At 55.8% G+C, this 15120-nt stretch carries 12 protein-coding genes and 1 riboswitch; of the genes, 8 read left to right on the forward strand and 4 right to left on the reverse strand.

All coding sequences use genetic code 11. From position 1 onward, the window contains the following. Positions 1-102: 102 nt before the first annotated feature. The gene (gene leuO, locus ACMV5I_RS04460) at positions 103-1050 is read right to left on the reverse strand and encodes a transcriptional regulator LeuO (protein ID WP_024483538.1); all 948 of its coding nucleotides are present in this window, start codon (positions 1048-1050) and stop codon (positions 103-105) included. A 920-nt stretch (positions 1051-1970) separates the two neighbouring features. Between leuO and leuA the strand changes: the two genes are divergently transcribed. The 4 genes from leuA to leuD are packed head-to-tail and all read left to right on the forward strand — an operon-like array spanning position 1971 to position 6657. Then, complete coding sequence (leuA, locus tag ACMV5I_RS04465; RefSeq protein ID WP_021179308.1) at positions 1971-3545, forward strand: 2-isopropylmalate synthase; 1575 nt, start codon at positions 1971-1973, stop codon at positions 3543-3545. A 2-nt stretch (positions 3546-3547) separates the two neighbouring features. After that, a complete protein-coding gene (leuB, locus tag ACMV5I_RS04470) occupies positions 3548-4639 on the forward strand; it encodes a 3-isopropylmalate dehydrogenase (protein ID WP_024483539.1) in 1092 nt (363 codons plus the stop codon). A gap of 3 nt (positions 4640-4642) precedes the next feature. Further along, the gene (gene leuC, locus ACMV5I_RS04475) at positions 4643-6043 is read left to right on the forward strand and encodes a 3-isopropylmalate dehydratase large subunit (RefSeq protein ID WP_121608682.1); all 1401 of its coding nucleotides are present in this window, start codon (positions 4643-4645) and stop codon (positions 6041-6043) included. A gap of 11 nt (positions 6044-6054) precedes the next feature. Next, the gene (gene leuD, locus ACMV5I_RS04480) at positions 6055-6657 is read left to right on the forward strand and encodes a 3-isopropylmalate dehydratase small subunit (RefSeq protein ID WP_024483541.1); all 603 of its coding nucleotides are present in this window, start codon (positions 6055-6057) and stop codon (positions 6655-6657) included. Between the two features lie 45 nt (positions 6658-6702). Here the strand turns inward: leuD and ACMV5I_RS04485 are convergent, their stop codons facing one another. From ACMV5I_RS04485 to sgrT, 3 genes are all read right to left on the reverse strand, one after another. Further along, positions 6703-8175, reverse strand: a complete 1473-nt coding sequence (locus tag ACMV5I_RS04485) for a DASS family sodium-coupled anion symporter (RefSeq protein ID WP_414823762.1) — start codon at positions 8173-8175, stop codon at positions 6703-6705. 143 nt (positions 8176-8318) lie between these two features. After that, positions 8319-9506, reverse strand: coding sequence for a sugar efflux transporter (locus ACMV5I_RS04490; RefSeq protein ID WP_024483543.1), 1188 nt, complete (start codon positions 9504-9506; stop codon positions 8319-8321). A gap of 146 nt (positions 9507-9652) precedes the next feature. Then, entirely contained in the window at positions 9653-9826 is a 174-nt protein-coding gene (gene sgrT / locus ACMV5I_RS04495; protein WP_071784394.1) for a glucose uptake inhibitor SgrT, read from the reverse strand. Positions 9827-9918: 92 nt separating this feature from the next. Between sgrT and sgrR the strand changes: the two genes are divergently transcribed. The 4 genes from sgrR to thiQ all read left to right on the forward strand — a co-directional run bounded on the left by sgrR (position 9919) and on the right by thiQ (position 15053). Beyond that, complete coding sequence (gene sgrR / locus ACMV5I_RS04500) at positions 9919-11580, forward strand: HTH-type transcriptional regulator SgrR (RefSeq protein ID WP_121608680.1); 1662 nt, start codon at positions 9919-9921, stop codon at positions 11578-11580. A gap of 37 nt (positions 11581-11617) precedes the next feature. Then, positions 11618-11736, forward strand: a riboswitch (TPP riboswitch). Between the two features lie 56 nt (positions 11737-11792). Further along, on the forward strand, positions 11793-12779 hold the full coding sequence (thiB, locus tag ACMV5I_RS04505; protein ID WP_414823763.1) for a thiamine ABC transporter substrate binding subunit: 987 nt from the start codon (positions 11793-11795) through the stop codon (positions 12777-12779). Continuing rightward, on the forward strand, positions 12755-14362 hold the full coding sequence (gene thiP / locus ACMV5I_RS04510; RefSeq protein WP_414823764.1) for a thiamine/thiamine pyrophosphate ABC transporter permease ThiP: 1608 nt from the start codon (positions 12755-12757) through the stop codon (positions 14360-14362). The genes thiB and thiP overlap by 25 nt, the downstream gene beginning before the upstream one ends. After that, positions 14349-15053: a thiamine ABC transporter ATP-binding protein ThiQ gene (gene thiQ, locus ACMV5I_RS04515; protein WP_414823765.1), complete on the forward strand. Its 705-nt coding sequence runs from the start codon at positions 14349-14351 to the stop codon at positions 15051-15053. Before thiP ends, thiQ begins: the two co-directional genes overlap by 14 nt. Positions 15054-15120 lie beyond the last annotated feature (67 nt).

Consider the following 15120-nt stretch of genomic DNA (forward strand, 5'->3'; position numbering starts at 1 on the left):
GGAATTATCTTAGTTTTTCTTGAGCCTATTCTTATTATTGTTTCGCGCTATCCATTATCAACCCGACGCACTCGAAAGCGCGCTGGGCCAATAAATCACTAATTAGCGCAATACACCCGCTTGGCTAAGTACGGACTTCATCCACTGATGGCCTTCATCACGCTCGGCAGACTCATGCCAGGAGAGATAACAGGTGGCGGTTTTTCTCTCCCAAGGCAGCGGAATTAATTTTAGCTGCAAGGCTTGTGCGTGCTGCTGGGCAAACCAACGAGGAGCGATTGCTACCATCTCGGTCATGGCAACTAGATTCAATACGCTGAACAGGTCGGTACATTGCTGGGTGACACTGCGTTGTAGGGTTTCGTCCAGATAGTAGGGTTTGCTAAAGGAACAAAAACGCTCTAATGCGATGACGGCATGCTGCTCCGCCAGCATCTGTTTCTGGCTAATGGTACCCACCAGGCGTGGGTGAGACTGCGCGGCAACCAGGGTCAATTCATCATCGAATAAGGCAATGTCCTGAAACTCGGGATGTTCAAGGCGGCTATAGCCAATAACAAACTCGGTCTCCTGATAGCGCAACTGATGCTCGATGTTAGTGCTCATGTAAGACTTGGTCTGTATCTGCACGTTGGGAGCCATGCTCTTGACGTTGTTGATTATTTTGGCTGTCAGACGAATATCTAGCGGGCTGCAGATAGAAAGCACAAAGAGGCGTTCGCTGCTCAGGGCATCAAAGCCAGCGCCTGGCAGCTCATTTTGTACCAGCTGCAGTGCCTGACGTACCGGGCCAAAAAGTTGGCGGGCGCGCATGGTAGGCTGAATGCCACGGCCGAAGCGGACAAACAGCTCGTCGTTGAACATGATCTTCAAACGCGATACGGCATTGCTGACCGCCGGCTGCGACATCCCTAAGGAATTTGCCGCCTTGGTAATATTCTGCATCTGCATAACTGCATCAAAAACAGTGAGTAAATTAAGATCCACACTGCGCAAATGAATATCACCGTTTTCTTTCCTCAAGACAGTTCCTGAATTATATTCGGACATATCCAAACTCCACTAAGTCCCATGTAGATAATCTCGCTAGCGCGCAGGGGAATAACGGGAAAAGACACGCTACGTTATTCCCACACAGCGAAATTAGTTATCCCTTTCGACTACCCTTGTAAGATAGCAATCGGGCATCATCCTATAAAAATATGTCACAGCGGTGCATATTAGGCATCGCTCGTCGTTAGGTAGCCTTGGCACATCGGTTCGCAACTCGCAGATGGCATACAAACAAAATTGGCAGGCAAAACACCTGAGTTATGGATACCTGTTTGGCCCCCATCAACCTCTGGATCAGACCATAAAATGAGTTAATGGACAATCATGCAAAAGCAAAATAGGTCTCTTTAGCATCACTTAATTGATTGTAGCCGCTCAGTTCAGTGCTAAAAATACGAATAACGAATAGATTAAAGACAACAAATTGACAGCATGAATACCAAACCCGCAACGTCAGCATCCCCCTCAAACCATGTCTGCTGCTTTTTTGCGCCAACGATAAATGTTAACCGAGTAGTGTTGTTAATCAATGCGACAGCGCCACTTTCAAACCATTTATGCTAATAAACCCCCGATCACCTGCGGATTTAGCGCTGGCCCTAGGGGATTTTACCGAGTTTCCAACTAGCGCCATCCCCGTTGGTGCCACGCTTTTCAATACCCCTGTTTTAATCAGGTGTTGACATGCCCCGGCCAATAAAGTATCAAATTAGGCAACGAAACAATTTTAGAGAAGCTGACCGCCATGATCCGTACCCACCGTCTACTAGGCCTACTACTAAACGCATCTTATGTGCGCGGTACGCTGGTGGACGGGGTTCAAAGCTGATTCAGCCCATCATCTGCAAAACCCGCGCTACTGCGCGGGTTTTTTTTTACCCGCTTAGCGTGAAACAAACACGACAAGGAACAACACGATGAGCCAACAAGTCATTATTTTCGATACCACATTGCGTGATGGTGAACAGGCGCTGCAGGCGAGCCTGAGCGTTAAAGAAAAAATCCAGATCGCCATGGCGCTGGAAAGAATGGGTGTCGATGTAATGGAAGTCGGCTTCCCAGTCTCCTCCCCTGGGGACTTTGAGTCGGTACAGACCATTGCCCGCCAGATCAAAAACAGCCGCGTTTGTGGTCTGGCACGCTGTGTTGATAACGACATTGACGTCGCTGCCGAAGCATTACGTGTGGCCGAGGCCTTCCGTATCCACGTCTTCCTGGCCACCTCCACCCTGCATATCGAATCCAAATTAAAGCGCTCTTTTGATCAGGTGCTGGAAATGGCGGTGCGCTCCGTGAAACGCGCCCGTAACTATACCGATGACGTAGAGTTCTCCTGCGAAGACGCTGGCCGTACTCCCATTGATAATCTGTGCCGCGTGGTAGAAGCCGCCATCAACGCCGGTGCCACTACCATTAATATCCCTGATACCGTTGGCTACACCACGCCCAACCAGTTCGGCGGCATCATCACTACGCTGTACGACCGCGTGCCTAATATTGATAAGGCAATTATCTCCGTCCACTGCCACGACGATTTGGGCATGGCCGTGGGTAACTCTATCGCAGCCGTCCAGGCCGGTGCCCGCCAGGTAGAAGGCACCTTGAACGGCATCGGCGAACGTGCCGGTAACTGTTCACTGGAAGAAGTGATCATGGCTATCAAGGTGCGCCAAGACTTTATGCAGGTGCACACCAATATCAATCATCAGGAAATCTACCGTACCAGCCAGTTGGTCAGCCAACTGTGCAATATGCCCATCCCGGCCAACAAGGCCATCGTCGGTTCCAACGCCTTCGCTCACTCCTCCGGTATCCACCAGGACGGAGTGCTGAAAAACCGCGAGAACTACGAAATCATGACCCCACAGACCATCGGTCTGAAAGATGTCCAGTTGAACCTGACCTCTCGTTCCGGCCGCGCGGCGGTAAAACACCGCATGGAAGAGATGGGCTACAAGGAGCAGGATTACAATCTGGACGTGCTGTATGCGGCTTTCCTGAAGCTGGCCGACAAGAAAGGCCAGGTGTTTGACTACGATCTGGAAGCCCTGGCATTTATCAACAAGCAGCAGGAAGAGCCTGAGCATTTCAGCCTGGAATACTTCAGCGTGCAGTCTGGCAGCAGCATTATGGCTACCGCCTCGGTCAAACTGAAGTGTGGCGACGAAGAGAAGTCCGAAGCCGCCACGGGCAACGGTCCGGTCGATGCGGTTTATCAAGCCATCAACCGTATTACCGATTACCCGATTGAGTTGGTGAAATACCAACTGACCGCCAAGGGCCAGGGCCGCGACGCGCTGGGCCAGGTTGATATCGTGGTGTCTTACAATGGCCGCCGCTTCCATGGCGTGGGCCTGGCAACCGATATTGTGGAATCCTCTGCCAAGGCGATGATCCACGTATTGAATAATATCTGGCGCTCTCAGCAAGTAGAAAAAGAAAAGCAGCGCTTGCAGCAAACCAAACATCAAAATAATCAGGAAACGGTGTGAACATGACTAAGACTTACCACATTGCCGTCTTGCCCGGAGACGGGATCGGCCCGGAAGTAATGGCTCAGGCCCATAAAGTGTTAGATGCAGTGCGCCAACGCTTTGGTATCCGCATCACTACCAGTGAATATGACGTCGGTGGCATTGCCATCGATCGCCACAGCACCCCATTACCCGCAGCGACCGTTGCCGGCTGCGAGCAGGCCGATGCCATCCTGTTCGGCTCGGTGGGCGGCCCCAAATGGGAGCACCTGCCACCGGCAGAGCAGCCGGAGCGTGGTGCGCTGCTGCCGCTGCGTAAGCACTTCAAACTGTTCAGCAACCTGCGCCCAGCCCGCCTGTACCAAGGGCTGGAAGATTTTTGCCCACTGCGTGCCGATATTGCCGCGCGTGGCTTCGACATTCTGTGCGTACGTGAGTTAACCGGCGGCATTTACTTCGGCCAACCCAAAGGCCGTGAAGGCCAGGGCATGCATGAGCGCGCCTTTGATACCGAGGTCTACCACCGCTTTGAGATCGAACGCATCGCCCGTATCGCCTTCGAGTCCGCCCGCAAACGCCGCAACATCGTCACCTCGATTGATAAAGCCAACGTGTTGCAAAGCTCCATCCTGTGGCGTGAAGTCGTGACTCAGGTCGCCAAGGACTATCCGGATGTGTCGCTGTCGCACATGTATATCGACAACGCCACCATGCAGTTAATCAAAGACCCGTCCCAGTTCGACGTGTTGCTGTGCTCCAACCTGTTCGGCGACATCCTGTCGGACGAATGCGCCATGATCACCGGCTCGATGGGCATGCTGCCTTCTGCAAGCCTGAACGAACAAGGCTTTGGACTGTACGAACCTGCCGGTGGTTCCGCACCTGACATCGCGGGCAAAAACATTGCCAACCCGATCGCGCAAATTCTGTCTGCCACCCTGCTGCTGCGTTACAGCCTGGGCGCCGATGAAGCCGCAGATGCGATCGAGCGCGCCATTAATCAGGCGTTGGAGCAGGGCTACCGTACCGCCGATCTGGCAGGTGCCGGCAAAGCCATCGGCACCAATGAAATGGGCGATATCATTGCCCGCTTCGTGGCTGAGGGGGCGTAAATCATGGCCAAAACCTTATATCAGAAATTATACGATGCCCACGTGGTGTATGAAGCGCCAAACGAGACACCGCTGCTGTACATCGACCGTCATCTGGTGCATGAAGTGACCTCCCCACAGGCCTTCGACGGCCTGCGTGCCATGGGGCGCAAAGTGCGTCAGCCGGGCAAGACTTTTGCCACCATGGATCACAACGTTTCGACCCAGACCAAAGACATCAACGCCAGCGGCGAGATGGCCCGCATTCAGATGCAGGAGCTGATCAAGAACTGCGCAGAGTTCGGCGTCTCACTGTATGACCTGAACCACCCCTTCCAGGGCATTGTGCACGTTATCGGCCCTGAGCAAGGCATGACGCTGCCGGGCATGACCATCGTCTGTGGCGACTCCCATACCGCCACGCACGGTGCCTTTGGCTCGCTGGCGTTCGGTATCGGTACTTCGGAAGTGGAACACGTGCTGGCAACCCAAACCCTGAAGCAGGGCCGCGCCAAGACGATGAAGATTGAAGTCACCGGGGATGCCGCTGAAGGTATCACCGCCAAAGATATCGTGCTGGCCGTGATCGGCAAAACCGGCAGCGCTGGCGGTACTGGCCACGTCGTTGAATTCTGTGGCAAAGCTATCGAAGCGTTGAGCATGGAAGGCCGCATGACGCTGTGCAACATGGCGATTGAGATGGGTGCCAAGGCGGGCCTGGTTGCGCCAGACGACACCACCTTCAATTACCTGAAAGGCCGCCAGTTCGCTCCTACCGGGGAAAACTGGGAGCAGGCCGTGGCCTACTGGCGCACCATGAAGTCCGACGCCGAAGCCAAATTTGATACCACCATCACCCTGCGGGCGGAAGATATCGCACCACAGGTGACCTGGGGCACCAACCCTGGGCAGGTTATCGCGGTCGATCAGGCGATCCCAACCCCTGATTCCTTTAGCGATCCGGTGGAACGTGCCTCGGCTGAAAAAGCGTTGGCCTATATGGATCTGAAACCCGGCATCAAACTGACTGACGTCGCAATCGACAAAGTGTTTATCGGCTCTTGCACCAATTCACGCATCGAAGATCTGCGCGCAGCCGCCGCCATTGCCAAAGGCCGTAAAGTGGCCGCAGGCGTGCAGGCGATTGTGGTGCCTGGCTCCGGCCCGGTCAAAGCGCAGGCGGAAGAGGAAGGTCTGGACAAGATCTTTATCGAAGCCGGTTTCGAATGGCGTCTGCCAGGCTGCTCCATGTGCCTGGCTATGAACAACGACCGTCTGAACCCTGGCGAACGCTGTGCCTCAACCAGCAACCGTAACTTCGAAGGGCGTCAGGGCCGCGGTGGGCGTACCCATCTGGTCAGCCCGGCGATGGCCGCCGCTGCTGCCGTTACCGGCCATTTTGCCGACATCCGTGAATTGCACTAAGGAGCACCAGCGTGGCTAAATTTACTCAACATACCGGCTTAGTGGTGCCTCTGGACGCGGCCAACGTCGATACCGACGCCATTATCCCGAAGCAGTTTCTGCAGAAAGTCACCCGCACCGGTTTCGGCCAGCACCTGTTCAACGACTGGCGCTTTCTGGACGATGCGGGTCAGCAGCCAAATCCTGAGTTTGTGCTGAACCTTCCGCGCTATAAAGGGGCCAGCATCCTGTTAGCCCGGGAAAACTTTGGCTGTGGCTCATCCCGTGAGCACGCACCATGGGCACTGACTGATTACGGCTTCAAGGTAGTGATTGCACCAAGCTTTGCGGATATCTTCTACGGCAACTCGTTCAACAACCAGCTGCTGCCGGTCACGCTGAGCGAACAGGATGTGGATACTCTGTTTAAGCTGGTGGCAGAACACGAAGGCACGGAGTTCGTGGTCGATCTGGAAAACCAGACGGTGAACGCCGGGGGCAAAAGCTACCCGTTTGAGATCGACAGCTTCCGCCGCCACTGCATGATTAACGGTTTGGACAGCATTGGCCTGACGTTGCAGCACGAAGCGGAGATTTCCCGCTACGAAGCGCAGCAACCGGCGTTTCTGAACTAAACCTCAGCCTCACACGCCGCCCGGCGGGTGAGGCTTTCATCAAAATCACCAATAGCCTAACCACTTCCACCATACCCCACCAATCAGCGCCCAGATCAGCAGGTTGACCACGCTCATGATAAAGCCGGTTTTCCACCATTCCCCCAGGGTGGCATAGCCCGACCCAAAGATGATCGGCGCGGTACCGGTAGCATAATGGGTTAACGACATCATCAGCGAAGACGAGAAGGCCAGGATCAGGCCAAGCAGAGCCGGAGGCGCACCAAGGGCAATACCTGCGGCAAAGAACGCGGCGAACATGGCGGTCACGTGCGCGGTGGTACTGGCGAAGAAGTAATGCGAATAGAGATAGACGAGCGTTAGCAGAATGGTCCCCCCGACCCAGCTCATCCCCATATGATCGATACCCGAACCTACCGTTTGTGACAGCCAGGCAATCAGACCCAGTTTGCCGAGGTAGGTCGCCATCATCACCAAGGCGGCAAACCAGACCACGGTATCCCAGGCCCCTTTGTGCTTCAGCACGTCGTCCCAGCTCAGTACGCCAGTTGCCAGCAGGATCGCCAAACCAATCACCGCAGCCGTCGTTGGGTTAACCGCCAGTGCGGGGCCAAAAATCATCGCCGGAACCCCGGCCCACATCACCAGCAACAGGGCAAACACACCCAGCGTGATTTTCTCTGGCAGGGTTATCCGCCCCAGAGTTTGCAGCTTATCTTGTGCAAACAATGGCGCATCCGGGGTGCTTTTGATTTCAGGTGGATACAACCAATAAACTACCAGCGGCATGACGATCAGCGAACAAATCGCCGGTACCAGCGCCGCTACCGCCCACATACCCCAGGTCAGTTCAAACTCCGAACCGGCACCTTTGGCGATCAAATTGACAATCAGCGGGTTAGGCGCAGTTGCGGTGATAAACATCGCCGAGGTGATCGGGTTGATGTTGTAGTTCACCAGCGAGAGGTAGCGGCCAATCTTGCCGGAGGTGTTCAGCTCGGGCTTGGAGCCAAAGCTGTCCGCTATCGATTTCATTATCGGGTGAATGATCCCGCCGCCACGGGCGGTATTACTCGGCGTCACCGGGGCCAGCACGGTTTCCGCCAGGGTTAACGCATAGGCGATCCCCAGCGTTTTTTTGCCAAACAGCGAGATAAAGTAGTAGCCAATGCGCGATCCCAGGCCGGTTTTATTCAGGCTCAGGGAGATCATGATCGAGAAACCGATCAACCAGATGAGTTGATTGGAGAACCCACTCAGTGCATCGTCCAGCGCTGCCCCCGGCTTGCCAGGGTTGGTCACTCCGGTCACGGCCACCAGCGCAATGGCAATGATGGATACTGCGCCGATCGGCATCGCCTTGCCGATAATGGCAATGATGGTCCCAATAAACAGCGCCAGCAAATGCCAGGCATTCGGTGCCACCCCTTCGGGTACAGGGATCACAAACCAGATCAGCAGAGCGACGATAACGGCACAGAGGGAGGGAACAGGTTTGAGCGGCGTTAGTTTATCCATAACATACCCACTTTTATCAACGGGATCGGCATCTCAATAGCAAGATGGATAAGAGCGTGAAGCTCACGCTCTGAGTCCGTTTATCTTAGTGAGAATGGAGCAGTTTTCTCAATGATATGTATCAACTAACCGGGTGTTACAGCTCACACTTCGCGAACTTTGGCACACATCCACAGCGCCAGGATGGCAAGCAGGGTAATCAGGTAGTAAACCGCATAGTGCCCAAAGTTTTCCACCAGCGCGCCTTGCAGTACACCGGCCAGGATCACCCCGGTCGAAATGCTGTTGGTAAACATGGTGGTCGCAGCACCGGGCCGCCCCGGCATCAGATCCTGAAAATACAACATGCCGATCCCGGCAACGATGCCGATAAACACCGCGTTGAATAACTGCAATACCATCAGGGCCGACTGGAACTTGAACAGCACCAACCCGGCATAAAACAGTACGCCTGCCGCCACCGCAAACAGCATCATATTGCGTTTACCAAAGCGTTTGACGTAATACCCCGCCAGCAGCATAGCCGGGATCTCCAGCCCGGCCGCGGTGCCCATCAGCCAACCTGCCAGCCGTTCTGGCAAGCCCAGATCGGCAGTGATGTACAGTGGCATATCGATGATATACATGGTGTTGCAGGTCCACATCAGCATCGAGGCCACAAACAGCAGGCGCACATCGGGATCGCGCCAGGCGCTGATTGGCGCGATAGGCGGAGAATCTACGCTGATCTCAACGTTGGCACGGGGCACCGAAGGCAATATCAGCCACACCAGCAGCACGCTGACGACAAAAATCCCCGCCGCAATTATAAACATCACGGTAAAGCCGTAGTTCAGTGCCAACATAAACGACAGCGGGGGACCGATCACCCAGGCCAGTGAAAGCTGAGCACGCATCACCGAACTGAACATCACTACTTCACGTGCCGAGCTGTCCGCATACTCACGCGCCAGGGCAAAAATCTGCGGCATGGCGGTATTGGCAATCGCGGCCAGCAATACACCAGCAGTGATCAAGGTCAGATAATCACGGTTGAACGCAAACAACAGGCTATTGCCCACCGCCATGGCACAGCACACCAGGATCAGCTTGCGCCGATCGCCACGGGTATCCGAACGCTTGGCCAACAGGAAGCTGACGGCAATCCCGGCGATGGCATTCACGGTATAGAACATACCCACCCATAACGGGCGCACCTTTACCTCGGTGGTCAAAAACAGGCTCAGCGTGGGGGCTTGCAGCGCTCCGGCAATGCCGGTCAGGAAGGCTATCAACAAGAAGGCGGCAAAAACGGGATTAAAACGGCGCGGCAACCAGCGTCTGAAACTCATGGCGATATCCCTATCCAGAAATAAAGAAGGCTATGCTACAGAAGGAAAATTGCCGAAGGAAGTAAAGACGGCAGATAAAAATGCCAGTGGGTTGCCCCACTGGCTGGTGAAAAGCACCATTACTCAGAAACACTTTGCGGTGAACGTCAGATACGCTCACGGTATTGCTTGTCGCTCAGCGTGGCGATGTCCCACTGGGTCAAATGGGCCAGCATCTCCAGTCGCGCCTGTTCAGGTACCACCTGCAGCCAATCGGCCTGCTGGCGGCGGATCGCGGTGAAATAACGCTGATAAAACTGTTTGGCTAACAGAACTGTCATTGGCTATCCCCCCGCTGTTTCAACTGTAATCATTATCGGCGTAATATAGGGAAAGATAAATTGACGACTTGATGCCAGAGAGTTCCTCTTTTATGTCCACCTCACGCCTGCAACAACAGTTCATCCGCCTGTGGCAACGCTGCCATGGCCAAACCACCGAAACTACGCTGCAAGAATTGGCGGAGGTGCTCAGCTGTTCCCGCCGCCATGTTCGTTCGCTACTGGGAGCCATGCAGCACGAGGGCTGGCTGACCTGGCAGGCCGAATCCGGCCGGGGTAAGCGTTCGCAGCTCAGCTTTCATTACACCGGATTGGCACTGCAACAACAACGCGCCGAGGAACTGCTGGAACAGGATCGCATCGACCAACTGGTCCAACTGGTGGGCGATAAAGACGTGGTGCGCCAAATGCTGCTTTCCCAGCTGGGGCGCAGCTTCCGCCAGGGGAAACATATCCTGCGCGTGCTTTACTATCGTCAGCTTTACAATCTGTTGCCCGGCTCGGCACTGCGCCGTTCAGAAACCCACCTGGCAAGACAGATTTTCAACGGCCTGACGCGGGTAAACGAGGAAAACGGGGAACTGGATCCGGATCTTTCGCATCATTGGCAAACGATCACCCCTTTGCACTGGCGCTTTTATCTACGTCCGGCGATCCATTTTCACCATGGCCGTGAGCTGGAAATGGAAGATGTGATCCATTCGCTCAACCGCCTGATCCCACAACCGCTATTTTCACATATCGACAGGATCGACTCGCCTACGCCCTATGTCATCGATGTGCATCTGCACACGCCGGACTACTGGCTGCCCTGGCTGCTTAGTAGCGTACATGCCATGATCCTGCCGCGCGAATGGCAGAGTTTGCCGGACTTTGCCCGCCATCCGATCGGTACCGGCCCCTATCGCGTGATACACAACAACCAAAGCCAGATGAAAATCCATGCCTTTGACGACTACTTTGGCTATCGTGCCCTGATCGATGAGGTCAACATCTGGGTATTACCGGAAATCACCGAAGAGCTGGCGCACTCCGGCGTCCAGCTGCAGGGGGATGATACCGGTAGGAACGAGCTGGAAAGCCGCCTGGAAGAAGGCTGTTATTTTCTGCTGTTCGACCAGCGTTCGGCACTGGCGGCCGATCCGGAAATCCGCAGTTGGCTAAGCGAACTGATCAACCCGATCGCGCTGCTGAGCCACGCCGGGCCGCTCTACCAGCGTTACTGGGCTCCGGCCTATGGCATTCTCCCGCGCTGGTTGCATAACCGCGTATTGGGGCAGCAACCCAAGCCTGCTGGCTTAACCGAATTGACTCTGACCTTCTACAGCGAACACTCCGAGTTCCATGCGATCAAGCAGGCTATCGCCTCTCTACTGGCTGAACAGGACATAAAACTCAATGTGCAGGTCGTGGATTATGAAGCCTGGCATAAGGGCAAGGCCCAAAGCGATCTGTGGTTAGGCAGCGCCAACTTCACCCTGCCGCTCGAGTTTTCGCTGTTTGCCACGTTGTATGAACTACCGTTGATCCAACACTGTCTGACGGAGGATATCGCGCAGGATGCCGCTCAGTGGCGGGAAAATAGCCTGTCCATGGCCGAGTTTTGCCAGCGCCTGGTCAGCAGCCATCAGTTGCATCCGTTATTCCACCACTGGCTGCAACTGCATGGTCAACGCAGCATGCGTGGGGTTCGGATGAATACCCTCGGCTGGTTCGATTTTAAATCTGCCTGGTTTGCGCCGCCGGAAGCATAATCGCCTTTCACCCACGCCGCTAAGCCTCTACAATAGCGCCGACTCAACGGGGTGCGGAGAACCCGCCAATTTTTGGCCAACGGTTTTCCGCTGAGAGCACACCCGTCGAACCTGATCCGGTCAATACCGGCGGAGGGATTTGAGCATGGCGCGTTAACCCTTGTTAACCCAGTCCTCAGATACCTTTGCCCCTTTATTATTAGGAGTGCAAAGTGGTCAAAAAATACCTGCCCTGTTTATTACTGCTAGCGGCGATGCCCGTCCTGGCCAAGCCAACGCTGACGGTCTATACCTACGACTCTTTCGCTGCCGACTGGGGCCCAGGCCCGGCGATAAAAAAAGCCTTTGAGGCCGAATGTGACTGCGAATTGAAATTCGTGGCGCTGGAAGACGGCGTGTCGTTACTCAATCGCCTGAGAATGGAAGGCAAGAACAGCGGCGCCGACGTGGTTTTGGGCCTGGACAACAACCTGCTGCAAGCCGCGCAGCAAACCGATCTGTTCTCCGCCAGCCAAGTCGATACTAGCAAGCTCACGGTTCCCGGTGGCTGGCACAACCAGACCTTCGTTCCCTACGACTATGGCTACTTTGCTTTCGTCTACAACAAAGACAAGCTGAAGAACCCGCCGACCAGCCTGAAAGAGTTGGTGAGCAGCGATCGTCCCCTCAAGATCATCTATCAGGATCCGCGCACCAGCACACCTGGCCTTGGCCTGCTGCTCTGGATGCAGAAAGTGTATGGCGACGAAGCACCGCTCGCCTGGCAACAGTTGGCGAAGAAAACCGTCACCGTGACCAAAGGCTGGAGTGAAGCCTACGGCCTGTTCCTGAAAGGGGAAGGCGACATGGTACTGAGCTACACCACCTCCCCCGCCTACCATCTGATCGAAGAGAAGAAAGACCTCTATGCGGCGGCCAACTTCACTGAAGGCCACTACCTGCAAATCGAAGTCGCTGGCAAGCTAAAGGCCAGCAAACAGCCAGAACTGGCCGAGCGCTTCATGCAGTTTATGGTCTCCCCGGCCTTCCAGAACACCATTCCCACTGGCAACTGGATGTACCCGGTGATCAAGACGGAACTGCCCGCCGGTTTCGAACAGATGACCGTGCCGCAAACGGCATTGCAATTCAGCGCCGAGGAAGTGGCACAACAGCGTGGTAACTGGATCCGAGCATGGCAAACCGCCGTCAGCCACTGATCCCCCACTGGTTATGGCCGGGGCTGATGGCCGCCGGTCTCATCCTGTTGATCGCGTTGGCGGCCATGGGCTCGCTGTGGCGTCATGCGCCCGAGAGCGATTGGCGCAGCCTGTGGCAAGACAGCTACCTGTGGCACGTGGTGCGCTTTACCTTTTGGCAGGCGCTACTCTCCGCCGTAATCTCGGTGGTGCCTGCCATCTGGTTGGCCAGGGCGCTGTACCGGCGGCGCTTCCCAGGCCGCAACCTGCTGCTGCGCCTGTGCGCCATGACGCTGGTGCTGCCGGTGCTGGTGGCGGTGTTTGGTATGTTGAGCGTCTACGGCAGGCAAGGCTGGCTGGCAACGCTGTGTGGTTGGCTGGGCGTGAACTACAGTTTTTCGCCTTATGGCCTGCAAGGTATTCTGCTGGCACATCTGTTCTTTAATATGCCTCTGGCCACCCGCCTGCTGCTACAGGCGCTGGAGAACATTCCCACCGAGCAGCGACAACTGGCCGCACAGCTGGGGATGAACGGCTGGCAGCAGTTCCGCTTTGTGGAATGGCCTGCGTTACGCCGCCAGATCCTGCCCAGCGGCGCACTGGTGTTTATGCTGTGTTTTGCCAGCTTTGCAACCGTGCTGTCGTTGGGCGGCGGGCCACAGGCCACCACCATAGAGCTGGCGATCTATCAGGCCTTGAGTTACGACTACGATCTCAGCCGCGCTGCGCTGCTGGCGCTGATCCAACTGGCTTGCTGCCTGGGGCTGGTGGTACTCAGCCAGCGTTTGAGCCAGGCGCTGCCGGTTGGCCATACCCACGCCCAGCGCTGGCGCGATCCGCAGGACAGCCTGGGGCGGCGCCTTAGCGATACGCTATTCATTGCCGCAGCGCTATTGCTGCTGTTGCCTCCGTTGCTGGCGGTGATCATCGACGGTGCCAACCAAACGCTGGTCACCGTGCTGCAACAGCCAATTCTCTGGCAGGCCCTGTTCACCTCGCTGCGCATCGCACTCGGTGCAGGTGTTTTATGCGTGATATTGACCATGATGCTGCTATGGAGCAGCCGTGAACTGAAGCTGCGGCAACGAGCCGCCTGGGGCCAAACGCTGGAACTGAGCGGCATGGTGATCCTGGCGATGCCGGGTATTGTGCTGGCTACCGGTTTCTTCCTGTTGCTGAGCGATACCACTGGGCTGCCGCAATCGCCTTATGCGCTGGTGATCCTCACCAATGCGTTGATGGCGATACCCTACGCGCTGAAAGTGCTGGAAAATCCGATGCGCGATCTGGCCGAGCGTTATAATCCGCTATGCTTGTCGCTGGATATCCACGGCTGGCAGCGGCTGCGCTGGATCGAGCTGAAAGCTTTGCAACGCCCGCTGGCGCAGGCTTTGGCCTTTGCCTGTGTGCTGTCGATTGGCGATTTCGGCGTGGTAGCACTGTTCGGCAACGAGCAGTTCCGTACTCTGCCTTTTTATCTCTATCAGCAGATTGGCGCATATCGCAGCAACGACGGGGCCGTGACCGCCCTGCTGCTACTGCTGCTCTGTTTCCTGCTGTTTACCCTGATTGAACGTTTACCGGGCCGCCATGCTGACGCTTGAAAAACTGACCTATCTGTACGAACACCTGCCGATGCGTTTTGACCTGCGCATTCAGCCGGGAGAACACGTTGCGGTGCTGGGCCCTAGCGGCGCAGGCAAAAGTACCTTGCTCAGCCTGATCGCCGGTTTTCTACCGGCGGCCAGCGGCAAACTGTTGCTCAACGGTAGCGATCATACCGCTTCGCCGCCAGCCAAACGCCCGGTGTCGATGCTGTTTCAGGAAAACAACCTGTTTGCCCACCTGACGGTCAGGCAAAACATCGGCCTGGGGCTGGATCCTGGGCTGCGCCTAACCGCCGCACAGCAGGAACAACTGGCACAGATTGCCCAACAGGTCGGATTGGAGGGGCATCTGCAGCGCCTGCCGTCACAGCTTTCCGGCGGGCAACGGCAACGGGCAGCCTTGGCGCGTTGCCTGATCCGCCAGCAGCCGATCCTACTGCTCGACGAGCCTTTCTCTGCACTCGATCCGGCATTGCGCAGTGAGATGCTGCAACTGCTGCAAAACGTCTGCGACCAGCGCCAACTCACGCTGCTGATGGTTTCACACAATCTGGAGGATGCCGCCCGCATCGCGCCGCGTACCTTGCTGGTCGTGGATGGCCGGATTTATTACGACGGCCCGACGCAGGCATTGGTAAGCGGTAGCGCACCGGAAGCCAACGTGTTGGGTATTCCGGTTAAACCGTGATCTACCACGCGTTTTTTATGCTGAACCAATAAACCTGTTGTGCGAATTTTGCACCTGTGGTTTTATA

Origin of the sequence: Serratia sp. T13T92, assembly GCF_047530105.1 — a bacterium.
In the GTDB taxonomy this organism is placed as follows: Bacteria; Pseudomonadota; Gammaproteobacteria; order Enterobacterales; family Enterobacteriaceae; genus Chania; species Chania fonticola.

Coding starts and splice junctions, on each gene's coding strand:
- leuO (WP_024483538.1), bottom strand. CDS start 1,050: ATGTCCGAATATAATTCAGGAACTGTCTTGAGGAAAGAAAACGGTGAT.
- leuA (WP_021179308.1), top strand. CDS start 1,971: ATGAGCCAACAAGTCATTATTTTCGATACCACATTGCGTGATGGTGAA.
- leuB (WP_024483539.1), top strand. CDS start 3,548: ATGACTAAGACTTACCACATTGCCGTCTTGCCCGGAGACGGGATCGGC.
- leuC (WP_121608682.1), top strand. CDS start 4,643: ATGGCCAAAACCTTATATCAGAAATTATACGATGCCCACGTGGTGTAT.
- ACMV5I_RS04485 (WP_414823762.1), bottom strand. CDS start 8,175: ATGGATAAACTAACGCCGCTCAAACCTGTTCCCTCCCTCTGTGCCGTT.
- ACMV5I_RS04490 (WP_024483543.1), bottom strand. CDS start 9,506: ATGAGTTTCAGACGCTGGTTGCCGCGCCGTTTTAATCCCGTTTTTGCC.
- sgrT (WP_071784394.1), bottom strand. CDS start 9,826: ATGACAGTTCTGTTAGCCAAACAGTTTTATCAGCGTTATTTCACCGCG.
- sgrR (WP_121608680.1), top strand. CDS start 9,919: ATGTCCACCTCACGCCTGCAACAACAGTTCATCCGCCTGTGGCAACGC.
- thiP (WP_414823764.1), top strand. CDS start 12,755: ATGGCAAACCGCCGTCAGCCACTGATCCCCCACTGGTTATGGCCGGGG.
- thiQ (WP_414823765.1), top strand. CDS start 14,349: ATGCTGACGCTTGAAAAACTGACCTATCTGTACGAACACCTGCCGATG.